The 22,772-nt window shown below is 48.6% G+C and carries 20 protein-coding genes; 10 read left to right on the top strand and 10 right to left on the bottom strand.

The window, feature by feature from the left end:
- Positions 1–6 precede the first annotated feature (6 nt).
- The 8 genes from BMZ51_RS00660 to cofG form a co-directional block, all read right to left on the bottom strand.
- Positions 7–636, bottom strand: coding sequence for a TetR family transcriptional regulator C-terminal domain-containing protein (locus BMZ51_RS00660; RefSeq protein ID WP_068009577.1), 630 nt, complete (start codon positions 634–636; stop codon positions 7–9).
- A gap of 249 nt (positions 637–885) precedes the next feature.
- Entirely contained in the window at positions 886–1,920 is a 1,035-nt protein-coding gene (locus BMZ51_RS00655) for a TIGR03842 family LLM class F420-dependent oxidoreductase (RefSeq protein WP_068009579.1), read from the bottom strand.
- 32 nt (positions 1,921–1,952) lie between these two features.
- Positions 1,953–2,621 (bottom strand): NADPH-dependent F420 reductase, encoded by a 669-nt coding sequence (gene npdG / locus BMZ51_RS00650; RefSeq protein WP_068009581.1) that lies wholly within the window; start codon positions 2,619–2,621, stop codon positions 1,953–1,955.
- Complete coding sequence (gene cofE, locus BMZ51_RS00645) at positions 2,618–3,388, bottom strand: coenzyme F420-0:L-glutamate ligase (RefSeq protein WP_068009583.1); 771 nt, start codon at positions 3,386–3,388, stop codon at positions 2,618–2,620. Before cofE ends, npdG begins: the two co-directional genes overlap by 4 nt.
- Complete coding sequence (gene cofC / locus BMZ51_RS00640; RefSeq protein ID WP_068009585.1) at positions 3,388–4,038, bottom strand: 2-phospho-L-lactate guanylyltransferase; 651 nt, start codon at positions 4,036–4,038, stop codon at positions 3,388–3,390. Before cofC ends, cofE begins: the two co-directional genes overlap by 1 nt.
- Positions 4,038–5,018: a 2-phospho-L-lactate transferase gene (gene cofD / locus BMZ51_RS00635; RefSeq protein ID WP_068009587.1), complete on the bottom strand. Its 981-nt coding sequence runs from the start codon at positions 5,016–5,018 to the stop codon at positions 4,038–4,040. Before cofD ends, cofC begins: the two co-directional genes overlap by 1 nt.
- The gene (cofH, locus tag BMZ51_RS00630; protein WP_068009589.1) at positions 5,015–6,289 is read right to left on the bottom strand and encodes a 5-amino-6-(D-ribitylamino)uracil--L-tyrosine 4-hydroxyphenyl transferase CofH; all 1,275 of its coding nucleotides are present in this window, start codon (positions 6,287–6,289) and stop codon (positions 5,015–5,017) included. Before cofH ends, cofD begins: the two co-directional genes overlap by 4 nt.
- Entirely contained in the window at positions 6,286–7,425 is a 1,140-nt protein-coding gene (cofG, locus tag BMZ51_RS00625) for a 7,8-didemethyl-8-hydroxy-5-deazariboflavin synthase CofG (RefSeq protein WP_074881665.1), read from the bottom strand. The genes cofH and cofG overlap by 4 nt, the downstream gene beginning before the upstream one ends.
- An 837-nt stretch (positions 7,426–8,262) precedes the next feature.
- Between cofG and BMZ51_RS00620 the strand changes: the two genes are divergently transcribed.
- The 4 genes from BMZ51_RS00620 to BMZ51_RS00605 all read left to right on the top strand — a co-directional run bounded on the left by BMZ51_RS00620 (position 8,263) and on the right by BMZ51_RS00605 (position 13,007).
- Positions 8,263–9,534 (top strand): Zn-dependent hydrolase, encoded by a 1,272-nt coding sequence (locus BMZ51_RS00620; RefSeq protein ID WP_068009591.1) that lies wholly within the window; start codon positions 8,263–8,265, stop codon positions 9,532–9,534.
- A gap of 43 nt (positions 9,535–9,577) precedes the next feature.
- On the top strand, positions 9,578–11,032 hold the full coding sequence (gene hydA / locus BMZ51_RS00615) for a dihydropyrimidinase (RefSeq protein WP_068009593.1): 1,455 nt from the start codon (positions 9,578–9,580) through the stop codon (positions 11,030–11,032).
- Positions 11,033–11,140: 108 nt separating this feature from the next.
- Positions 11,141–12,640, top strand: coding sequence for an NCS1 family nucleobase:cation symporter-1 (locus BMZ51_RS00610; protein WP_068009595.1), 1,500 nt, complete (start codon positions 11,141–11,143; stop codon positions 12,638–12,640).
- Positions 12,641–12,719: 79 nt separating this feature from the next.
- Complete coding sequence (locus tag BMZ51_RS00605) at positions 12,720–13,007, top strand: DUF1330 domain-containing protein (RefSeq protein WP_068009598.1); 288 nt, start codon at positions 12,720–12,722, stop codon at positions 13,005–13,007.
- A gap of 62 nt (positions 13,008–13,069) precedes the next feature.
- Here the strand turns inward: BMZ51_RS00605 and BMZ51_RS00600 are convergent, their stop codons facing one another.
- The gene (locus BMZ51_RS00600; protein ID WP_068009600.1) at positions 13,070–14,704 is read right to left on the bottom strand and encodes an AMP-binding protein; all 1,635 of its coding nucleotides are present in this window, start codon (positions 14,702–14,704) and stop codon (positions 13,070–13,072) included.
- A gap of 73 nt (positions 14,705–14,777) precedes the next feature.
- Positions 14,778–15,446 (bottom strand): TetR/AcrR family transcriptional regulator, encoded by a 669-nt coding sequence (locus BMZ51_RS00595; RefSeq protein WP_068009602.1) that lies wholly within the window; start codon positions 15,444–15,446, stop codon positions 14,778–14,780.
- A gap of 129 nt (positions 15,447–15,575) precedes the next feature.
- Here BMZ51_RS00595 and dctP point away from each other — a divergent pair, with 129 nt between their 5' ends.
- From dctP to BMZ51_RS00560, 6 genes are all read left to right on the top strand, one after another.
- Positions 15,576–16,574: a TRAP transporter substrate-binding protein DctP gene (gene dctP / locus BMZ51_RS00590; RefSeq protein ID WP_068009605.1), complete on the top strand. Its 999-nt coding sequence runs from the start codon at positions 15,576–15,578 to the stop codon at positions 16,572–16,574.
- A 68-nt stretch (positions 16,575–16,642) separates the two neighbouring features.
- Positions 16,643–17,119 (top strand): TRAP transporter small permease, encoded by a 477-nt coding sequence (locus BMZ51_RS00585; RefSeq protein ID WP_161941244.1) that lies wholly within the window; start codon positions 16,643–16,645, stop codon positions 17,117–17,119.
- Positions 17,116–18,378 carry a TRAP transporter large permease gene (locus tag BMZ51_RS00580; protein ID WP_068009610.1) on the top strand — a complete coding sequence of 421 codons (1,263 nt, stop codon included), beginning with the start codon at positions 17,116–17,118 and terminating at the stop codon, positions 18,376–18,378. The genes BMZ51_RS00585 and BMZ51_RS00580 overlap by 4 nt, the downstream gene beginning before the upstream one ends.
- 236 nt (positions 18,379–18,614) lie before the next feature.
- On the top strand, positions 18,615–19,307 hold the full coding sequence (locus tag BMZ51_RS00575) for an HD domain-containing protein (protein WP_068009612.1): 693 nt from the start codon (positions 18,615–18,617) through the stop codon (positions 19,305–19,307).
- A gap of 697 nt (positions 19,308–20,004) precedes the next feature.
- Positions 20,005–21,282 (top strand): aromatic amino acid transport family protein, encoded by a 1,278-nt coding sequence (locus tag BMZ51_RS00565; RefSeq protein WP_068009617.1) that lies wholly within the window; start codon positions 20,005–20,007, stop codon positions 21,280–21,282.
- A gap of 71 nt (positions 21,283–21,353) precedes the next feature.
- Entirely contained in the window at positions 21,354–22,724 is a 1,371-nt protein-coding gene (locus tag BMZ51_RS00560) for an L-serine ammonia-lyase (RefSeq protein ID WP_068009619.1), read from the top strand.
- Positions 22,725–22,772 lie beyond the last annotated feature (48 nt).

Genomic DNA, 22,772 nt, shown 5'->3' with positions numbered 1-22,772 from the left:
TTGTGCTTAATGCGGAGAAAGACTCTTTCGGAACATACGGTCCAGATGGGCTGCTGCATCCTGGAACCTATTTTTTATTCGCTCACTTGGAAGTAGTGTTTGGACCTGACTGTCAAAATCTGCGTAGTGTTGTGTGGTCGACCAAATTGAAAATAGCAAGTGATATGGGTCAGTCTCAGCGATCCTGTCTGCATCGATCCAGCTTTGAATCACTGTCGTTTTCTCGTCCACCAGAGATTTTAATGGCCCAGCAATCAGAGTGTTAATACGCGGCGCACCCTGCAAAATTTCATTGGCAAATAACCGACTCTCCCGCGGGTAATCTCGTGCCATTTCAAGCTTACGTTTTACATAGGAGCAAATTTCTTCGATAGGTTCGCCTTCAGGGTTGAGCTGATGTAGCGGGTCTAGCCAAATGTAAAGCAAACGTTCGATCAGCTCGGCATGTATAGCGTCCTTGCTATCATAGTAATAAAAGAGGTTCGGCTTCGATAATCCGGCTTTCTGTGCAACCTGATCAATCGTAGATCCACGAAATCCGTAGGTTGAGAAAACATCAAGTGCTGCTGCGAGGATCTTCTCAGTCTTCTCTATCTGAATGCGTGTTTTGCCTTTTGCCTCAGAAGCCTTAGCCATTATTTTTTCCAAACTGCGACACCCCCGAGGCGAAACCGAAAGCTCGGAGGGATTGAACACATGAGCACTAACGAAAACAAGTTGCTGATATCAAGTTCAGCTCAGTTAGAAAAGTCGTGATGAACTAACTGACACGGATAACTATTGCTTTTCTGTAGTTATGTGAGCTCCTCACTCTTGGCATGCGTTGTCTAAAAGACACCCATTGCAAGAAGTAGACCGGGCTTTTACCTGCCCGGTCAGCCTATGTTAGCTCACAGGTTCCGATAGTCTTGTGTTCTCGGTAGTGAACGCAGGGATGATCTTCTCACCATAATCAGCAATAATTTTTTCTTCATCGCCACTGTCCAGGTAAATGTTGAACTGGGTAATGCCAGCATCCTTAAGCTTGTTTAGTTTTTTAATGTGGTTTTCTGGTGGGCCCAGAACAGCAAAGCTTTCAACGATGTCATCGGTAATGAAATCTAAGAAGGGATTATCGCTTTGACCATGCTTGGAGTAATCGTAGCCGCGACGATTTTCGATGTAAGATGTCAGACTTTCCGGTACCTGGTCGCTATTTGAGCCGTATTTTTCTACGATATCTGCAACGTGGTTGCCGACCATAGCGGGGAACCATTTGGTCTTCTCAATTCCTTCTTCCAATGAGCCAGTGTGTGCTGGCGCAGCAGCCATAATGCCGAAATTGCTCATGTCGCGGCCTGCTTCCTCACCGGCTGCAATCGCTTGGCTACCCAGCCATTTACAAATTGCTGGCTCAGCAATCTGCAATATTAGTCCATCGCCTACACGCCCGGCAGAGTTCAAGGCTTTGGGGCCGTATGCAGCAACCCATACAGGAAGCTCGTAGCCATCAGCCCAAGGAAATTTTACGGGCTCAGGGCATTCACCGTATTGCGCTTCATCACCGCGCACCAGCGTTTTTACAACATGGGTGAATTCCTCTAGGCGCTTCAGCGGAGCAGGTTTCTTGCCCATCACACGTACAGCGCTGTCGCCGCGACCCAGACCAATGTCAAAACGGCCGCCAGACTGCTTTGCAAGTGATCCAAACAAGCTGGCTGCATGAGACCAGTCCCTGGTGTTCGGGTTGGTCACACACGGCCCAAATCGCATGGTTTTTGTGTGCTCCATACACATCGCCATTGCTACATAGCTTTCGCGCCATAAAATGTGGCTGTCATAAAACCAGCAGTACTTAAAGCCTGCATTTTCAGCTTGTCGGACAAGTGCGCGTGCGCGGTCAGGCTCTACAAACCCTTTAAAACAAATACCAAAGTCCATGTCTCTCTCCTCCACTTCTTAAAGTAACGTAATTAGTGATCCGGTGCCCAAATACGAATGCCCGCATGTGTGAATGGCACGGCTTTTGAAATGTTCTGGCGAATAAGAATTGGAGTAATAGCTTCTATGCAACGTGCGGCTTTGGCGTTGCCGCTGTTATAAGTCTTCACGTCCAATTTGTTGACCAGCTCCATCACCACCTTACGTGCCTCAAGGCTGTCTCCGCATACAAGGATATCGCAGTTGATTGCCCACTCAAGGTTGTTCAAGGTTGTAGCAGAAACGTTATGTAACGCTCCTACAACCGGAATATCTGGCCCAAGCAACGCCTGCGCAGCCTCCGTGGCAGAGCCTTCTGGTGGCATTTCGACGGTCTTCGGGTCGCCTGGAGCAAGTGGCACCACAATATCAATGAGGATTTTGCCAGTAAGGTGCGGCTTCAGAGCATCAAGCGTAGCGTTATGCGCTGCATAGGGCACCGCGAGCATCACGCATTCGGTTGCAGCAGTAACGGCATCTTCATTGCCCATACCTTCGATATGAGCAGCTGCTTTTGGGAGTTTACTCATAAGATCTTTTGCAATGTCCTTGCCTCGGGCAGCATCACGAGAACCCAGGGCCACCGGAATGCCAGCGCGGGCAAACCTAAGTGCGAGCCCCTGGCCCTGCGGCCCGGTTCCTCCGATAATCGCTAATGTCATCGGAACATGTCCTCCTTTTGGGATCTGATTAAGTTCTGCGCTGAACTCTCAGTGAAATTCCAGCTCAACCCACGAAACAGAACAACTGGTGTTTGCCCCGCTTTTGAAATGACGAGACCAGACGCAGCAGCCAACTCATCAGCAAATGCAGGCTCAGTGACGTTTAAGACCCGCCCATGCGCGTCCGTGTTGCCCTGTTCTTTGATGGTGGCAGGAATGCCGGAAAGGCCCACTGCCACATTTACCTGCCCTAAGCGCCAAGGCCGCCCAAATGTATCGGTGATTGCAAATCCAATGCGAACGTTGAAGCGCTTGGACAAAGCGGCTTGCATATGCCTTGCACTGGTATCGGGGTCCTCTGGGAGCAAAATCAGGGTTTGGTCCTGACCACTGTTGGATTCATCCACGGCAGCATTGGCAGAAATAAAACCAAGCTTGTGCTCGCAGATTATGGTTCCTTCGTGTTGCGTCGGCCGTTTGAAATGACGGACCACCCGGCGACTCTCCTGCAAAATCACCTCAACCTTGCGTGGGTCTTTGTTAAGCTCCTCCCCATAGCGCTTAGCATCTTGGGAGGGAGTAACGGTTGTCAGGTTGACGATACGCCCCTCAGCCTTAGAGAAAATCTTATGAGCGGATGTCAGGACATCTCCGTCCTTCAAAGATAGTCCGCATGCCTCAATGGCATCGCCAAGGATTTTTGGGAGCTCATCTCCCGGTTTGATTTCTGGAATATCGGGGATCGCGTGGAGTGAAACTGAATGCATCAAACAGCTCTCCGCTCAGACAGTTTTGTAAGGAGCATCGGCTGAGCCACCGTCAAATCTTCCATATAGTCGATATCTCTAGAAAAGGATGAGGAGGGGGCGATGATACATTCAAGACCGCGCTCGGCTGCCTGTTTTTGATGCTTCAAGAATGAAGCACTTCCATACGTGAATGTGATCGCATTAGGCGGCGTTACGACAAGGACATTGGTGCCATAATCGTGAGAAGGACACAGCGTAAGAGAGAGTGGTTTCCCTCCAAGACTAAGGATGCGCTCAAACTCCTCAAAATCAGGAGCTGCAATATCTGCAGGCAAAACGCAAAGGGTTTCGTAGTTGTGGGTGCTTGCCCAATCTGCTGCTGTTGCTAAAGCTGAGTTTAACCCAGCCACCTGTGCCTCGCGTATGAGGTGGGCGAAACCAGTGCCGACTCGTTCAGCAATTTCTTCTGAGCTGGTCACCACAGCAACATCGACGGCAATTCGATTACGGTGCTGGACCTCTTGTAAGAAAGACAGAGTTTGTGCAAACAGGTTTTCTGCCACCTTCGCACGCTCAACTGCGTCCAAGTGTGGCCCTAAACGTGATTTTGCCAGAGCAAAGTCCTTTACGGGCACCACGATGAGGGTTTTGACGAGTTTCTCCGTCATCAGTTTCCCCCCTCAGATACTAAATCTATGCTGTCCAATACACCAGATAAGCCGAGTAGCTGTTCAGCAAGACGTATTTTGTCCTCGCGCGTTTTCATAAGGATAGTGTCTAAGTGGGTGTTCAGGCCAAGTTCACGCATTGCCGGCACATGCTGCGCGTCAGCGTGATCGATCACAAAGCCATCCAGAAAGCCTGCATAAATTTGCGCAACTCCAAAGGCGGTCGCGTCATAACCCAAGGAGGCCAGCATCCGATCGGCTGGCCCTTTCACCACGCCGCCATTGATGATTGGTGAAACACCAATTTTCGGTGCACTGGAGGCTTTGATTGCCTCTAAAACACCGGGCACCTTTAGGATCGGCAAAATACTGACTAATGGATTGCTGGGAGCGATCACAATAAGGTCAGCGGTTCCAAGTGCTTCAAGAGCTTCGTTCGTCACTTGCGCTTTTTCAATATTTTCATATTGCAATTCCCGAACCTCGGGTGCGCAGCGTTCTTTGACGAAATACTCCTGAAAACTCAGCCAGCCCTGATCAGACCTTACTCGGGTTTGGACGGTATCGTCTGTGGGTAGAACTATATCGCATGTTAAACCGAAACTCTTGGCGATATCGCGGGCGATCAACGTGGGGCGATCACCACAGGCACGCCGATGTGTACGGCAAATGTGAAGACCAAAATCACGATCTCCCAGTGACATCCATGTATCATCACCCAGTTTGGACAGGGTCTCCAATGTTCGATGACTTTCATCTGCCACCCCCCAGCCTTGGTCACGATCAATCACATCCGAGAGCGTATAGGTGAGTGTGTCGATATCTGGTGAAACCCACAGGCCGTGAAATGCTTCGTCATCTGCAATGTTGCCAATGATAGACAGCGCAACATTATCTAAGTGATATAAACCTTCCGCCATTTTGGCGCCGCCCACGCCACCAGCAATGAGCGTGACTTTTACTTTGGCCTTGTTTGTCATCCAGTGCCTTCCAGAGCCTGTGCTGGAGCATTTTTGTTCTCGCTAAGAAAACCCAGAAGCTCAGAGTTTTGGCGCTTAATCAACGGCGCTTGTTGCTCTGGGAGACCCGTTGAAAAGTCGTCAATCACGCCGTAAATGCTATTTCGCTGTATTGGCTGTTCTCCAGAGCTCTGGATGACTTGGCACATCTCATAGGCCGTGATTTCCTGGCCATGTGCAGCGCCTGCAGATCGGGAAATACTTTCATTCATCAGCGTGCCGCCTAAATCATTGACACCACACATCAGCAGTTCGCGGGCAAACTCCGCACCCAGTTTTGTCCATGACACCTGAATGTTATCGATCCACCCATTCAGCATGATGCGTGCAATGGCGTGCATTTTACGCACTTCCAAATTGGTTGGTCCAGGGCGTACGCTCTCCGGGTTTTGGGTATACAATGGGCTCTCTGAATGAACGAAACTCAAGGGTACCAGCTCAGTAAAGCCGCCAGTCTCCTTTTGTATGTCACGAAGGAGACTTAAGTGAGCTGCCCAGTGCTCGGGGCCATCAATATGACCGTACATAATCGTTGCTGTAGTTGGGAGACCAACATGATGAGCTGCCTTGATAATTTCAACCCACTTCTCGGTGCTGAGCTTATTGCGGGTCAGCTGGCGGCGAATATCTGTATCCAAAATTTCAGCTGCCGTCCCCGGCATAGATCCAAGGCCACAATCTTTTAGGTCTTGAAGAAAGTCCACATAGCTCTGTTTGGTCTTCGAAGCGCCATACCAAACCTCAAATGGTGAAAATGCATGAATATGCATGTCTGGGAGTGCTTCTTTGATAGCAAGAACAATCTCACGGTAATAAGTCCCAGACATTTTGGGATGCAATCCACCTTGAATGCATACTTCAGTTGCGCCGCGGTTCCATGCTTCGCGAGCGCGAACGACTATCTGTTCCGGGATAAGCCACTCTGCTGCGGGGTCTTCGCTTCGTTTGGCAAAGCCGCAGAACGTGCAGCCCATGTAACAAACATTGGTGAAATTGATATTCCGATTGATGACAAACCCCACGCGATTACCACAGGTGCGTTGTCGAAGAATATCTGCCACATCGGCAATTGCCTGGAAGTCATTCGCTTGTGCACGAAACAAGACTTCACCTTCGGCCTGAGACACTTCGATGCCGGTCAACGCCTTGCTCAAAATATCACGGATAAAAGGGCTGAGATTTTGTGAGGAAAGCGTATCGTGCGCTGTATCAGGGAACCGATATAAAGTCATAGAACACCTCCTATGTGACGCGCCGTAGAAGTTCCAATTTTTTCCCAAAGTCCTTGTGACTTGGAGAGAACATCCGGATTAATAAACTCGGTCTTCTCAGTTAAATAGCTTGGATAGACAGTCAGTCTTTCCTCTAGATTCTGACCAGCCAACTGCGTCGATTTCGCTAATTCCTCGATCACCGGCCAGCGATGCTGCGGATTAATGAAATCAATGGTGACAGGAGATATACCGCCCCAATCATTGATACCCGCGTTCAGGTACTCGATGTGCCGCTCATTCAGGTTGGGTGGTGCCTGGAGGCTGATATCTGGCGAGAGTATAAGGCGTGCAACGGCCAGCGTGCGTAGCATGTCAGTCAGTGACGGCTCAGGAGAGTTTTCCATGCTGATGCCTGGTTTGCGTTGAAAGTTCTGGATGATGACTTCCTGAATGTGCCCGTACCGAGCGTGGCTGGCATTGATGGCTTCAAGCGCTTCAATGCGCTCCCCCCACGTTTCGCCAATGCCGATCAGCAATCCTGTTGTGAACGGAACCTTCTTCTGGCCAGCGCGTTCAAGTGTGCGTAATCGTTGAAGCGGGGACTTGTCTGGGCAACCGTAATGTGGCTGGCCTTTCTTCATCAGGCGTTTGCTAGTGGTTTCCAGCATCATGCCCATGGAGGCCGCATAAGGGCGCAGTTGATCAATTTCATCATCGCTCAACGTGCCTGCATTCACATGCGGAAGAAGCGTGGTCTCTTGCAATACCATTTCGCAAACATCGGCCAGATAACCGATCATGGTATCGTAACCAAGTGCTGCCAGCGCGCTCTTTGCGTGCTCATACCGTAGCTCTGGCTTTTCACCCAAACTAAAAAGCAGCTCTTTGCAACCCGTTTTCTCCCCGGAGCGGGCAGTCTGCATGACTTGCGAAGGCGTCATGATATGAGCCTCGGGAGAACTAGGGTGTTTTACAAACGTGCAATAGGTGCAGGTGTCACGGCACATATTGGTCAATGGCACAAAAACTTTACGGGAGTAGGTGACAGTCTCGCCCCAATACTGGCGCTTTACTGCTGCAGCTTGCTGCATCAAATCGCGAAGATCTGAACCGCGTGCGTTTCCCAGGTGTCGTGCTTGGTCAGCTGTCAGCATGATTTTTTTACCTCTCGGTCAAAAAAATATCTGCAATGCGCGGTTAGTCAAGCGTGAAATATCTATTGAACGGAATAAATATGCTGCACTGCAAATAAAATATGCAAAATAGATACCGTTTCGCAGCAACAAAAAGCTATATGTTGCAATATCTTATGTAAAAGTGCTTTGCAGTATTTGGTTTGATAAAGCTAAATTGCGTAAAAGTTTACCGTGTCTGCAAAAATATGCAGCTATCCAAAATCTAAATTTTATTTGTATGCAAATATAGTGAATTGATTCTGTGGGCTTCAATATTCTCATCAATAAATATTAGGAAACTGTGGAGTTTTATCTGGCTCAAGTGCTCGATTTTGAACCCATTACGAAGCTCCTGTCTCGTTTACTTGTTGGAATGAAAGGCAAATTTGGGAAGGAGACTGCTAAAATCGATCCATATGGAAGGTGGGTTGACAGATAATTGACTGTTTGGTCCAATTTAAGCCAAGTTTTGGGAGGGGAGCTTCCAAGGTTTAAGATGACTTATTCTATTGCGTGATTGAAAGGTCTCTGTAGATTATGTCTATCTGTTACAGGCAGGATCAATAACCCTACGGGAAATCTGACTTCTTGGATTTTTGATGTACTTTCTGGGAGCTTGTAAGAGCATGATCGCTTCATGTTTTGCATGTCGAAGAACGAGAGCCAGCTTGAATCCTGTGAAAGCCCTCATCGATATATTTTTTTATGCTCCTTTGGGAGATTAAATAATACTGGCAACCCTGTTGTCTTCCGCAAAGAATAGAAGGCGGGGAAGTCGAATAACACAACGTTGAGAATGCGTTATCGGAGAGACCTATGAGTAAACTTGGCTCAAATCATCGTGTTAATGGTGATAGACTGTGGCGAAGTCTAATGGAAATGGCTCAAATCGGACCCGGCGTTCGTGGTGGCAATAACAGGCAAACGCTCACAGATGAGGATGCTGAGGGTCGCAGGCTCTTTACCAAATGGTGTGAGGCAGAAGGCATGAGCATGCATATTGATAGCATGGGCAACATGTTCGCACGTTTGGAAGGGGAAGATCCAAGTCTAGATCCAATTATGATCGGTTCTCACCTTGATACGCAGCCCACTGGGGGCAAATTCGATGGCGTTTTAGGCGTATTAGCCGGATTGGAAGTGGTACGCTCCATGCGTGAGCGTGGCATCAAAACAAAGCGTCCGATTGAGGTTGTAAACTGGACAAATGAAGAAGGTACGCGGTTTGCGCCAGCTATGCTGTCCTCTGGCGTTTTTGCGGGCATGCACACGCAGGAGTGGGCCTATGAACGTGAAGATGCGGATGGCAAAAAGTTTGGCGATGAGCTGAAGCGTATCGGCTACGTAGGGGATGAACCTGTTGGAGCGCGCAAACTACATGCGATGTTTGAGTTGCACATAGAGCAGGGGCCAATCCTCGAAATTGATGAGAAAGACATTGGCGTCGTCACACACGGACAGGGGCTCTGGTGGCTTCAGGTGACCCTCACAGGAAAAGACAGTCACACTGGCTCAACACCAATGCCCATGCGAAAAAACGCAGGCCTTGGTATGGCCCGTATTACCGAACTTGTTCACCAGATTGCGATGGAAAATCAACCAGAAGCGGTGGGCGCGATCGGTCACTGTGATGTTTATCCCAATAGCCGCAATGTGATTCCTGGCAAAACCATTTTCACCATCGATTTCCGATCCCCGCATCAAGATGTTTTGGATGGAATGAAAGCGAAGTTGGAAGCACAAGCCCCGGACATTGCTGCCGAGCTTGGCCTTGAAATTGAGATTGAAGCCGTTGGCCATTTTGACCCAGTTACCTTTGATGAAGGCTGTGTCTCAGCGGTTCGCGCAGCAGCAGAGCGCTTGAGCTATTCGCACCGTAACATCATTTCAGGCGCAGGCCATGATGCGTGTTGGATCAACCGTGTCGCGCCAACAGCAATGATCATGTGCCCATGTGTTGATGGGCTCAGCCACAATGAAGATGAAGAGATCTTTCAAACCTGGGCAACAGCAGGAGCTGATGTCTTATTTCACGCAGTGCTTGAATATGCTGGAATCGTACAGGACGCATCAGAGCCGGCAGAATAACTACCTGCGATCATTGATCTATTTCAGTTGAAAGACCAAGAGTATGACCACAGTGATTAAAGGCGGTACTATTGTAACTGCCGACAGAACGTACAAATCCGATATACTCGTTGATGGCGATAAAATCATCGAGATTGGTGAGAACCTTTCCGGTGATGAAACACTTGATGCCTCCGAATGCTACGTGATGCCGGGCGGGATCGATCCCCATGTACATCTGGAAATGCCGTTCATGGGGACGCATTCAGCAGATAACTTTGAAATTGGCACAAGAGCTGGTCTGGCTGGCGGAACAACCATGGTGGTTGATTTCTGCCTACCTGAGCCCGGTCAGTCCATGATGGAAGCCCTTGCCATTTGGCAACAAAAGTCCGGTGCAGCTTGCGCAGATTACTCCTACCATATGGCAGTCACATGGTGGAGTGAGCAGGTCTTCAACGAAATGCAAGAAGTGGTTGATCGCGGTATCAATACCTTTAAGCACTTCATGGCCTACAAAGGCGCGTTAATGGTGGATGATGACGAGATGTTTGCATCCTTCCAGCGGTGTGCAGCCCTTGGTGCAATGCCACTTGTTCATGCAGAGAACGGCGATATTGTCGCTACAATGCAACAAAAGCTGTTGTCAGAAGGCAATAACGGGCCCGAAGCGCATGCCTATTCTCGTCCGCCAGAGGTGGAAGGTGAGGCAGCAAACCGTGCGATTATGATCGCAGATATGGCAGGAGTGCCACTCTACATCGTGCATACAAGCTGTGAACAGGCCCATGAAGCAATCCGCCGCGCCCGTCAAAAGGGCATGCGTGTCTATGGTGAACCTTTGATCCAGCATTTGACACTGGACGATAGCGAGTACTCAAATCCGAACTGGGATCATGCAGCACAACGTGTCATGTCACCACCGTTTCGTAATAAACAACACCAGGATAGCCTTTGGGCTGGCCTCCAGTCTGGTTCTTTACAGGTGGTAGCAACCGACCATTGTGCTTTTACGATTGAGCAAAAGCGTTTTGGCGTAGGTGATTTTACACGGATTCCCAATGGCACAGGTGGTTTGGAAGACCGTATGCCAATGTTATGGACAACTGGTGTTCGTACAGGTCGCTTGACGATGAACGAGTTCGTGGCTGTCACGTCTACAAATATTGCTAAGATCCTCAATATCTATCCCAAAAAAGGCGCGATCCTTGAAGGTGCGGATGCAGATATTGTTGTTTGGGACCCAAACCGCTCCAAGACGATATCGGCCTCACGACAACAGTCTTGCGTTGAATATAATGTTTTTGAAGGCAAGGAAGTGATCGGTTTGCCACGCTTTACACTCACACGCGGCAAAGTCGCGATTGAGGAAAGCACAATTAAGGTTGAACCAGGTCATGGTGAATTTGTTGGACGAGAGCCAAATGCTCCGGTCAACGCTGCATTGTCGAAGTGGAAAGAGATTACTGCGCCGCGTAAAGTTGAGCGTCGACCCGACTTAATGCCAGCAGGCGTTTAGCCTGACGGCAAAGTTCAAAGCTCACGTGGGGTACGTGAGCTTTATTTTAAAAGTAGCGGGGAAATCAAGAGGGGTTCCGCTGCGTGTAAGGTGAGGGGGAATTATCTTATGTCAAGTTCAGCAGTCGGCTCCGCTGGTTCAGTGGTGCCCGACGAGTTTGGTATTATCCATCAAGAACTGGTCGGCATTGATGCCGACCTGTATAATGAAGACCAGTTGCCAACGGCACCAATTGCGCGAACATGGAACTGGGTTTCCATTTCTGCACTTTGGGTGGGCATGGTCGTTTGTATCCCGACTTACTTGCTTGCATCCTACTTGATTGGTGCGGGCATGAGCTGGGACCAGGCAGTAATGACTATTCTGCTTGCCAACGCCATCGTCCTTGTTCCAATGGTACTTATCGGGCATGCAGGGACAAAATACGGCATTCCATTTCCGGTTTTGCTGCGCTCATCCTTTGGCCCTGCTGGGGCAAAACTGCCAGCCGTAGCCCGTGGTATCGTAGCTTGTGGGTGGTTCGGCATCCAGACCTGGGTTGGCGGCTCCGCGATTTATGTGATCTTAAATACGCTCATGAGCGGAGCAATTGCTGGTGATCCACTACCGATCCTTGGTATTAACGCTGGTCAGTTTGCTTGTTTCATCGCATTTTGGGCTCTGCATCTTTACTTCATCAAAAACGGAACGGAATCCATCCGCTGGCTGGAAACTTATGCAGCCCCATTCTTGCTCGCAATGGGCCTGGCCTTGCTGGCATGGGCATATGTAAATGCAGGTGGTTTTGGCGCAATGCTATCCACGCCAAGCCAATTTGCGGAAGGTCAGCCCAAAGAAGGGCAGTTCTGGTCTGTCTTCTGGCCAAGCCTCACAGGTATGGTGGGTTTTTGGGCGACACTTGCGCTCAACATTCCTGACTTCACGCGCTATGCGAAAAGCCAGAAAGATCAGTTTATGGGACAGGCCATTGGCCTTCCAATTCCAATGGCGCTGTTTGCGTTCATCGCTTCTGCTGTTACATCCGCAACGGTTGTGATCTTTGGTGAGGCAATCTGGGACCCAATCGTACTGGCAGAAAAAATGGGCGGTACGAGTATCATTATCGCTTTGTTCGCGCTAATTGTCGCGACTTTGACCACAAACTTGGCTGCAAATGTTGTTGCTCCGGCGCACGGGTTCTCCAACCTTGCACCAAAGTCCATCAACTTACGCACTGGCGGTTACATTACAGCGGCCATCGGTCTTGTGATGTTTCCATGGGTGCTGGTCAACCACATCGTGGGCTGGTTGATTGCATACTCTGCACTATTGGGCCCAATCGCAGGTATCATGCTGGCTGATTATTATATTCTGCGTAAAACCAAGTTGAACGTTGAAGACCTGTTCAAGCACAACGGCATCTATTCCGGCTCTGGTGGCTGGAACTGGGCTGGCGTGCTGGCATTGGTAATCGGAATTTTGCCAAACCTTCCTGGCTTCCTTGCTGGCGTGGGCCTCTCAGAAGCGGCATCTCCGTTCTTTGCGATGATCTACACCTACGCTTGGTTTGTTGGATTGTTCGTCTCAGGCGTCGCTTACCTGATCCTAGCGAAAATCCTCAACAAATAGGTCTAGGACAATTTCGAGAAGAGATCGAAAGCGGCGGCAGAACAACCGCCGCTTTTTATTTAAGGACGAAAGGGAACAAATGCCAAAAGCCTATTGGATCGCACATGTGACTGTAACCAACCCAGAAGCATATAAGCCTTACGCATACGGGGCTTCAGCAGCTTTCAAAAAGTACAATGCCAATGTCCTGGCGCGTGGTGGCAGGTACGAAAGCCTTGAAGGCGACAGTCATGCGCGCAATGTGGTCATCGAATTCGAAGATATGGAATCTGCTATGGCTTGCTACAACAGCGAGGAATATCAGAGCGCTAAGAAGCATCGCGAAAATGCGGGTATTGCCAACATCATCATCGTCGAAGGCGTGTAAGTTTCAACATAGAAAAGCCGCAGCTATAAAACTGCGGCTTTCGCTTTACACAAAAAAATGCACTACCTGTCACGCAGTTCCCGACGTAGAATTTTACCTACCGTTGACTTTGGAAGTTCCTCCAAAAACTCAACCTGTTTTGGCACTTTATAAGCAGCTAATGCATCGTGGCAGTATTCTTGAACTGATTGAGGGGTGACACTGTCATTGCTGCGCACGACAAACGCTTTCACTGCTTCACCCGTACGTTCATCACTGGCTCCGGCAACGGCAACCTCAACGACTCCTGGTATCTCGGCGATGACAGCCTCAACTTCAGCGGGATACACGTTAAAGCCGGAGACAAGCACCATGTCTTTCTTGCGATCAACAATCTTGAAGTTGTTACGCCTGTCCATGATCGCGATGTCACCAGTGCGGAAGAAACCATCTTGTGTCATCACAGCTGAGGTTGCTTCTGGTTTGCGCCAGTACCCCTGCATGATCTGCGGACCGCGTGCGCAAAGTTCACCAGGCTGACCAAGTGGAACTTCCTGATCATCGCTGTCCAACAACTTGATTTCTGTCATTGGCATAGATTGACCAACAGTCTCGGTGAATTCGGTACTGTCGAACGGGTTCACTGACAAGATTGGAGACGTCTCACTCAAGCCGTAACCTTCAATGATATGATGACCTGTCACGAGCTTCCATTTGTCCGAGATTGCGCGCTGAATAGCAGAGCCACCGCCCATGGCGAACTGGTAATTGCTGAAGTCCACTTCATCAAAACCAGGTGTATGCAAAAGCCCGTTAAAGAGAGTGTTTACCCCGGTAATAACGCTGAGTTTCCAGTTCTTCAGCTCAGCGACAAAGCCAAGCATATCGCGAGGATTTGTTATGAGCACGTTACGAGAGCCAAGCCAATAGAAGGACAGGCAATTCACCATAAGCGCAAAGATGTGGTAAAGCGGTAATGCCGTGATAACGATTTCTTCGCCAGCAGTCATAAAGCCATCGGTGGCTGCATCAAATTGCATTATGTTTGCAACAAGATTGCCATGGCTCAGCGCTGCCCCCTTTGAAAGGCCCGTCGTTCCACCCGTGTACTGCAGGAAGATCAGATCGGTCGGGGAGACGACCGGTGCTTCAAAGTCGAGGCGCTCACCAACTGAGATAATATCGTTGACAGTTGAGCGATCAGTAAACATTTCGTGGGCTGGTGGCGAGGGGAGGTTTGCACCAGAAGCATCACCTACATTGGCGATAACAACGTTTTTAACTGGTGTGTCTTCAATGATCTCAGCGAGCGTAGCGCTTGAGCCGGAAAACACAAAAATGGTGTTCGTATCAGCATCGTTGAGCTGATGCTTAAGCTCGCGCGGCGTATATAACGGGTTGACGTTGACTTGAACCAAACCAGCACGCAAAATACCAAACATGACGACGGGAAAAGCTAGTATGTTCGGTAGCATAATGGCGACACGGTCACCTTTTTTCAGGCCCAGCTCGTTTTGTAGGTAGGCAGCAACTGCTTGGGACTTTTCATCAACCTCTTTGAAGGTGAGCGATTGTCCAGAGTTGGTGAATGCAACATGATCTGAAAAACGACTATTTGCCTCCTCAAATATATCGATAACAGATCTGTAGGCATTCGTGTCGATTGGCTTGGTAAATACAGTAGGCGTCCATGCTGGAGCACGAAGTGTATCAGACATTATTCCCCCCAAATTAATTCCGTCCCGTTTAGGGCCTTTCCTAGTATATTACTATATTTCAAAACCTTATGCTTTAGGAAAAACGTTCATCTTCTAAAGTCTGATGGATCTTGAGTTTTGTTGCTCCAAAGTCTTTAGGCGGGGCAAGGCCAAGTACGCCCATAGCTGCCATAAAGAGCATATCAACCAAGTCCTGAGATCCAAAGTGAGCAGGGCCTGCGTTTCGTATAGCTTGGTTGGCAATAAAACCACTAATCAGCAAGATGGCCTTACGCACTTGCACCTCCCAGTCATCAAATGGAATTTGCGCCTTGTAGGGCGCGCAAAGTGTAATAATGTGATCTGCTGTTGTCTTGGAGAGCGCTTGAAACCGGGTCCAGGTTTCTGGCTTCTTAGTCGAAATTTCATGAGCAGCGCGATAAAGCCCTACATTTTCTATAAGTATCCTATGGTTTAGTGCTGTTGTGAAATAGATGATTCCCTCAAGTGATTTGGTCGGGTCATAAATTTCTTTCACGATTTTTGCGACGTACTCTTCAAAAATTTCAAACAACCGCTCAAATAACATTTCTTTATTTTTGAAGCGAAAGTAGAAATTTCCGGTTGAGGAGCCTGCCAACTGAACGATATCAGAGACGCGCGCGCGGGATACGCCCTCTCTAGCAAAAATTGTTTTTGCAGCTTGCAGAAAATTCTGCTCCGCCTCATAGCCTCGTTTCTGTTTTGGCTTATAAGATTTCATGTCACTCTCAAACTAGGCGATGACTTAAGGTTTAAAATTGTCAATATTACTGTCAACCTATATCAACTATTGGTTTTGGGCTAGGGATATTGGACGAATGCGAGAGTGATTTGGGGAGTGGGGTGGACGATGAATTTGCATATCTTTTCGCTGGGTGTCGCGCTTTCTTTATTGAGTTTTACGGGCGACGCCAAGGCAGTGACAGAGCTCAAATTGGCGACGAGTGCGCCCATGGGAACACCATGGATTGACCACATGGATTCAATCGCGCAACAAGTTGCAATTAAAACGGATGGGGCGATCAAGGTGAAGCAGTTTCATGCAGGTCAACTCGGCTCTGAGCATGTTATGTTGCAAAAAACCATTCGAGGCCGCATTGATTTGCTCGGCACATCAATGACTGCGTTCTCGACGGTGGTGCCTGAAATGGCGCTCATGGGTACTCCTTTTCTCTGGGAGAGTTATGAGCAGGTTGATTGCGCGATGGATAAGTATTTGGCCCCAGTATTTGAACCGCTCTTAGAGGAAAAGGGGCTAAAACTGCTTCAATGGAATGAACTTGGTTGGATTCATACGTTTGGGAAAAAGCCTCTGATATCTCCAAGCGACGTGCAAGGGGTAGCAATGAGGGCAGCTCCGGCCAAATACTCTATCAATTTCTGGAAGGGGATGGGAGCAAATGGAGTGGTTCTCCCCCTGAGTGAAACAGCATCCGCGCTCCAGACCGGAATGGTCGATGGGGGCACGTTGGCAGCTATGACCTATATCGCGACCGGGATGACTAAACTTGCGCCTCATTTAACACTCTCATCACACCTTCATCAGTCAGGTGTGTTTGTAATGAGCATGCGCACGTGGAACAAACTTAGTGAAGATGAAAGAGACAGCATAGAAAGCTCACTTGTTCCCTTGCAGAATTTACGCAAGGAGGTGCGTGAAATGACCGAGGAGATGATTGTCAGCTATGAGGAAACAGGCGGGGAGGTCCATAGGTTGACGCCAGCTCAACGAGCTAAGTGGAAATCTGCTGTGCTTCCGTCACGCAACGAGCTCATAAATTCAATTGGCGGGGAATCAGCTAGAACTTGGCCGAAAATCGTTGAAGCACAAAGAGCTTGTTCTCACTAAGCTGCGATGGTCCCGCATTTGGGCCTTGGGCGATTTAAAAGGCCATGTTGAGTTTGACAAAGAGATTTTTGAAACTGCTATTTCGATTTGAAGCAGCCCTTGCAACGCTTGCTTACGTCGTCGCCTTATTAGCGCTGCTAGCTGATATCACGGCACGGCAATTCTTTGGTACATCGCTTATTCATGCGGGCAAAGTCGCTCTGTTTGCTGCAATTTTTGCAGGTATGCTGGGCATGGGTCTTGCAACCACGTCTGGAACTCACTTCCGCCCCAAATTTGCAGACAATTTGTTTTCTTATTTTTGGCAAAAACGTTTGCAACGACTCGGGGATATTTTCAGCGGGCTGTTGTTTTTGCTCGCCGCTTACATTGCGTTCGAGCTGGTGCGCTCCTCTTATGAAATTGGGTTCTTGGTTCCGGTCTTAGATTGGAAGCTCTGGTGGTTTCAGCTCATCTTACCTTATGCCTTTTGTTCCAATGCTCTTCGGCATTTGTTATTTGCGTTCTCACCCTCAATCAAACCAACGGACTTGGATTTGGAATGACCGGAGCAGTTTTGCTTACTTTAGCAATCCTGGTCATGCTCGTGCTGCGGCTAAACCTGATTGTTATTCTTATGGTGCTTGGCGGAGCTGTGCAGCTGATGTACAGCGACGGAGAGCTGGTCTTCATGGCGGAGGACTTTTGGGCGGCGTTAGACCGCGAAGTCCTCCTCTCCATTCCTGTTTTCCTATTATGCGGGTGTATAATGAGCCGAGGTGCAATAGCAGAGCGCCTTGTGCGGGTCCTAAAAGAACTGACTGGAAGTATTGCTGGAGGGTTCGGAGTTGCAGCTGTATTGTCCTGCGCCTTTTTTGCAGCATTTTCGGGTTCGTCCATAGTTACCTTACTGGCAGTGGGATCGGTTTTGTACCCGGCATTAAGAGAGCAGGGATACGCAACAAGCTACTCGCTTGGGGCTCTCACAAGTGCAGGTACTTTGGGCGTAATTATCCCTCCCAGTATTCCGATGATCATTTATGGATTAGTCACGGACACATCCATTACCGATATGTTTCTGGCAGCAGTAATTCCAGGGCTATTGTTGACTTTTTTGCTGACTGCCTACGCTGCATGGTCAAATAGGAATTTACCAAGTGAGCCCTTTGACTTTGTTGCGACGCGAAAGGCTATATCAAAGGGAAGCTGGTCCTTAATGATGCCGGTTATCTTGCTTGGTGGCATCTTCTCTGGCTACTTCACTGCAACTGAAAGTGCAGCCGTTGCTCTTTGTTACGCCCTGATTGTTGAGTGCTGTATTTATAGAGAACTGAGTCTTTCTCAGTTGTTTCAGGCTGTCGTGCATACCAGCCAACTCCTTGGTGGCCTACTACCGATTCTCGCTATAGCTGCGACCTTGAATATGGTCATGACCACGGAGCAAGTCCCAAGCTATTTTGCAGATTGGATATCGTCTCAGGTGGAACAAAAGTGGATGTTTTTGCTTACGCTTAACCTGCTTTTGCTGCTGGTTGGTTTCTTTATGGGAATCATATCTGCTCTGTTGATTATGGCTCCCCTCTTATTACCCGTTGCATCAGCTTACGGCATCGATCCGGTGCACATGGGTGTTATCATGGTCATCAATCTTGAAATTGGGCTTCTGACACCCCCAGTTGGCATAAACCTTCTGGTAGCTTCGCAGACATTTAAGGAGAGCTTCTGGACGGTCGCCAGGTCTGTCATTCCCTTTGTGCTGCTTATGCTCTTGGTGTTACTGCTCGTCACGTTTGTTCCAAATATCTCCATTTTTTTCTTAGGTTAAGGCCTTGTAGAAGGAGCCAAGAACAGTGTTGGCCTACAATAGGATTGGCACACGGCGATACGCGAAAGCTAGTGCATTCATTCTTTTGGCAGATTGAGAGATTTTTTGTAAGCCTGCTGCATATTCAGCAACAAATTCTGCCTTGGGCGACAACGCCTCGGCTGACGTAGTTTAGGCTCGTAAAGCTTAACTGCCTGCCCTAGAATAGCTTTTCGTTTTGTTTGAAGTGAGTTCCCATGATTGAGTTTGAAAAGAACCTGGAAGATGCTCTGATAGCCCACGATCAGAGCGCAGATGCCAGTCATGATTTGTTTCATGCCCGCCGTGTCAAGCTTGCTGCTTGTGAGATTGCGAGGCGTCGCGGAGAGGGGGATGAGGAGGTGTTGATTGCTTCAGCCTACATGCACGATCTGGTCAATGTTCCTAAGAATTCTCCTGATCGATCCAAAGCATCACGGCTTTCTGCTGAAGCTGCTGTTCCAATCCTAACCGAATTGGGAGTCTCTGAAGATAAAATTAAGCAGATACAACATGCTATTGAGGCGCATAGTTTTTCTGCTGAAATTGAGCCACAGTCTATTGAAGCCAAAATTTTGCAGGATGCAGACCGGTTGGAGTCTTTGGGCGCGATTGGTATCGCGCGTACATTTTATATCGCCAAAGTTATGGATTCTAATCTCTTTGATGGCGGTGACCTTTTCGCCTGCAATCGCGAGCTGAATGATAAAGCATTTGGCGTCGACCACTTTGCATTGAAGTTGCTGCAACTTCACAAAACGATGCAAACAAAGGAAGGGCGTGAAGTTGCACGAGAGCGCACTGATTTCATGATTGGGTTTCTAAAACAACTGGCAAATGAAACCGGCTTTACCTATCCAAGCGATAGCCTTCTATGGATTGATGAAGAAAAGTCGAAACCCACGTCCTGACGCTAATCCATCAAAGGCTTACAGGTGATCTCTCAGTTCATCTGGAAGCCAGCTGTCTTGCTTCGCGCTATGAATCACCTCTGAGTAGCAGGTGTAAGAGATTAAATTTTGACCCTCTGGTTGAATTCAAAAGGAAACATCAAAGTAATTGTGAATTTTCCTCTGATATTATTAAATGTATGCATTTGTGTAATTTCGTAAAATCAGAGGTCTTCGTCAGGCTTTCAAAACGTGCACGGGCGAGGCATATTGTCGTCTTCAAGAGCGAAATGTTTTTGTTTGGTTTTGGCATACATCAGGATGCAATAGTGCTCGTCAAAAAGTACAGCCATAATTTGAAATGTGGCAAATTCGAGATATGCCCTTGTGTTGCAATAGCTTGACTTTGAATATTGGAGAATCCGCATATATGTCTTTTTGAGATAGTGTCCTTACTTAAACGTGATTGTTGCTCCTACTGATACAAAAGCGTTTAAGTTTAACTATTTACCAAACCGCGGCGGATTGTTGCAGGGTCATATGGGTCTCAAGATATTAAACGGAAGTCGCATATCATATCTCTGCGTTAATATGGCGCGCTCGTTGTGTATTTAAACGTATAGTCTTTAAATTTTAACATAAGTATATCAGTTCCCGGTCCTAGTGAGGTTGGGAAATTCTCCTAGGGCACATGAGTGGCACATGGGGAAATAAGAAAATGTCAAGCATACAAGCGACCGAAGTTGAAGTCGCCCCAAAAGAATCGGTAAAGTTTACCAAGCAAGACCTTACTTGGTCTTTGTCTATGTTCGGCACTGCCGTAGGTGCTGGTGTTCTGTTTCTGCCGATCCGCGCAGGCCTTGAAGGCTTCTGGCCGCTGATCCTGATCGCAGCACTCGTTGGTCCTATGACCTACTTCTCTCACCGCGCACTTGCTCGTTTTGTGCTTTCCTCCAAGCGCAAAGATGCAGACATCACCGACGTGGTTGAAGAGCATTTTGGTAAAACAGCAGGCTTGCTGATTACATTCTTCTATTTCTTTGCGATTTATCCAATCGTATTGATCTATGGTAACGCGATTACCAACACCATCGACAGCTTTATCGTCAATCAGTTGGCAATGCCGGCAGTCCCTCGTTGGTTGCTCTCAGGCGTGCTCGTTGCAATGATGATGGGCGTGATGATCCTGGGCCGCCGTCTGATGCTCGTCGCAACAGAACTTCTGGTGTACCCGCTGGTATTCATCCTGTTTGGTATGTCAGTATACCTCATCCCTTCCTGGTCTTTTGAAGCAATGAGCTTCGATAGTATTCCAGAAACCGGAACTTTACTGACAGTGGTGTACCTCACCATTCCAATGCTTATCTTCTCCTTCAACCACAGCCCAGCCGTATCCTCCATGGCTTTGGCTCAGCGTGAAGCACATGGCGATAATGCGGTTGCAAAATCCGATATCATCCTGAAGCGCGCATCTGTGATGCTTCTTGGCTTCGTTATGTTCTTCGTATTCAGCTGCGTTCTTGCACTGACCCCAGAACAGCTGATGGAAGCTAAACAGCAAAACCTGCCAGTTCTGTCTTACCTTGCAAACGTGTTTGACAGCCCACTGATCTCCTTCATGGGTCCACTGGTTGCGTTCCTTGCAATCTTCTCCTCCTTCTTTGGTCACTACCTTGGTGCAAAAGAAGGTCTTGCTGGCATCGCTAAGAAGTCCGCTCCAAAAGCTGTCGAAAGCATGGGCGAAAAGAAATTCAACACACTGCTTGTTGCATTCTTCTTCTTCTCCGTCTGGGGTGTTGCAATCATCAACCCATCCGTACTTGGCATGATTGAAGGCCTGGGTGCACCGTTCATCGCTGCAATCCTGTTCCTGATGCCAATGTTCGCAATCAAAAAAGTCCCTAGCATGAAGAAATACGACGGCGCGCTGTCTAACATCTTCATCACCGTTATGGGCATCATCGCGATCTCCGCGATCGTTAAGGACCTCATCTAAGAAGGTCTAACCAAAAAACAAGCCGGTGTCCCCCGGGGCACCGGTTTTCTTATCCCACTAAGGTTCATGTTATGTTCAGTGTTTTTGATATCTTCAAAATCGGTGTAGGCCCCTCTAGTTCTCATACTGTTGGTCCTATGAAAGCGGCAAAACAGTTCATTGATAACCTCCGGGCAATGGATAAGCTACGTGATGTAACACGTATTACGGTCGACGTTTACGGTTCGTTATCTTTGACAGGTAAAGGGCACCATACGGACACTGCAATCATCATGGGCCTTGGCGGTAACAGCCCGGAAACTGTCGATATCGATAGTATTCCGGAATTTATCCAGAGGGTAGAACAGACCGGACGTCTCCCAGTAGGGATGCACTGCCATGTTGTTGATTTTCCCAATGACGCAATCACATTCCACCGCCCAGCGCTGGAACTGCATGAAAACGGCATGTCCATTCATGCGTTTGCGGGTGGAGAGAATATCCTCTCCAAAACCTATTACTCCATTGGCGGTGGTTTTATCGTTGATGAAGAGAATTTTGGCAAAGATTCTACGAGTGAAATATCTGTTCCATATCCTTACAAATATGCAGCTGAGATGCTCGCGCATTGCCGCAAAAACGGCATGAGCATTTCTGCATTGGTTATGGAAAATGAAAAAGCATACCGCAGTGAAACAGAATTACGCGAAAGCTTTGGTCGTGTCTGGAACGTGATGCGTGACGGCATCGAACGAGGATGCAACACAGAAGGCCTGCTGGCTGGCCCATTGCGGGTTCCGCGCCGCGCCGCTGCCCTACATCGTCAGCTCACAGCAACCGAGCGCAACAGTAATGACCCAATGGCAACAGTTGACTGGATCAATATGTTCGCCTTAGCTGTCTCTGAGGAAAACGCAGCAGGTGGTCGCGTTGTGACAGCTCCAACCAATGGAGCCGCGGGTATTATTCCTGCCGTTCTCGCGTACTACGATAAGTTTATTGAACGCATTGAATCTGAACACTACACCAAGTTTTTCCTTGCAGCAGGAGCCATTGGGGCTCTGTACAAAACGAACGCTTCCATCTCAGGCGCTGAAGTTGGTTGTCAGGGTGAAGTGGGTGTTGCTTGCTCTATGGCCGCAGCTGGCCTTGCAGAGTTGATGGGTGCCAGCGCCTCACAGGTATGTATCGCCGCTGAAATTGGCATGGAGCACAATTTGGGTCTTACTTGTGACCCTGTGCTGGGTCAGGTCCAGGTCCCATGTATTGAGCGAAATGCAATCGCATCTGTAAAAGCGATCAACGCAACCCGCATGGCGATGCGTCGTAATTCTGACCCTTGTGTCTCACTCGATAAAGTCATTGCGACAATGTACGAGACAGGTAAAGACATGTGTCCGAAATACCGCGAAACGTCCCAGGGTGGTCTTGCACTCAAAGTGGTCCCAGAGGCCGCTGCATAAGCTCTTTATGAGACCATAAAAGTTGTAAAAGCTGGCCTCTGCGCCAGC

It is taken from the genome of Pseudovibrio axinellae (assembly GCF_900110875.1).
GTDB lineage: Bacteria > Pseudomonadota > Alphaproteobacteria > Rhizobiales > Stappiaceae > Pseudovibrio > Pseudovibrio axinellae.
This window is presented reverse-complemented; position numbering and strand designations above follow the sequence as displayed.

Coding starts and splice junctions, on each gene's coding strand:
- BMZ51_RS00660 (WP_068009577.1), bottom strand. CDS start 636: ATGGCTAAGGCTTCTGAGGCAAAAGGCAAAACACGCATTCAGATAGAG.
- BMZ51_RS00655 (WP_068009579.1), bottom strand. CDS start 1,920: ATGGACTTTGGTATTTGTTTTAAAGGGTTTGTAGAGCCTGACCGCGCA.
- npdG (WP_068009581.1), bottom strand. CDS start 2,621: ATGACATTAGCGATTATCGGAGGAACCGGGCCGCAGGGCCAGGGGCTC.
- cofE (WP_068009583.1), bottom strand. CDS start 3,388: ATGCATTCAGTTTCACTCCACGCGATCCCCGATATTCCAGAAATCAAA.
- cofC (WP_068009585.1), bottom strand. CDS start 4,038: ATGACGGAGAAACTCGTCAAAACCCTCATCGTGGTGCCCGTAAAGGAC.
- cofD (WP_068009587.1), bottom strand. CDS start 5,018: ATGACAAACAAGGCCAAAGTAAAAGTCACGCTCATTGCTGGTGGCGTG.
- cofH (WP_068009589.1), bottom strand. CDS start 6,289: ATGACTTTATATCGGTTCCCTGATACAGCGCACGATACGCTTTCCTCA.
- cofG (WP_074881665.1), bottom strand. CDS start 7,425: ATGCTGACAGCTGACCAAGCACGACACCTGGGAAACGCACGCGGTTCA.
- BMZ51_RS00620 (WP_068009591.1), top strand. CDS start 8,263: ATGAGTAAACTTGGCTCAAATCATCGTGTTAATGGTGATAGACTGTGG.
- hydA (WP_068009593.1), top strand. CDS start 9,578: ATGACCACAGTGATTAAAGGCGGTACTATTGTAACTGCCGACAGAACG.
- BMZ51_RS00610 (WP_068009595.1), top strand. CDS start 11,141: ATGTCAAGTTCAGCAGTCGGCTCCGCTGGTTCAGTGGTGCCCGACGAG.
- BMZ51_RS00605 (WP_068009598.1), top strand. CDS start 12,720: ATGCCAAAAGCCTATTGGATCGCACATGTGACTGTAACCAACCCAGAA.
- BMZ51_RS00600 (WP_068009600.1), bottom strand. CDS start 14,704: ATGTCTGATACACTTCGTGCTCCAGCATGGACGCCTACTGTATTTACC.
- BMZ51_RS00595 (WP_068009602.1), bottom strand. CDS start 15,446: ATGAAATCTTATAAGCCAAAACAGAAACGAGGCTATGAGGCGGAGCAG.
- dctP (WP_068009605.1), top strand. CDS start 15,576: ATGAATTTGCATATCTTTTCGCTGGGTGTCGCGCTTTCTTTATTGAGT.
- BMZ51_RS00580 (WP_068009610.1), top strand. CDS start 17,116: ATGACCGGAGCAGTTTTGCTTACTTTAGCAATCCTGGTCATGCTCGTG.
- BMZ51_RS00575 (WP_068009612.1), top strand. CDS start 18,615: ATGATTGAGTTTGAAAAGAACCTGGAAGATGCTCTGATAGCCCACGAT.
- BMZ51_RS00565 (WP_068009617.1), top strand. CDS start 20,005: ATGTCAAGCATACAAGCGACCGAAGTTGAAGTCGCCCCAAAAGAATCG.
- BMZ51_RS00560 (WP_068009619.1), top strand. CDS start 21,354: ATGTTCAGTGTTTTTGATATCTTCAAAATCGGTGTAGGCCCCTCTAGT.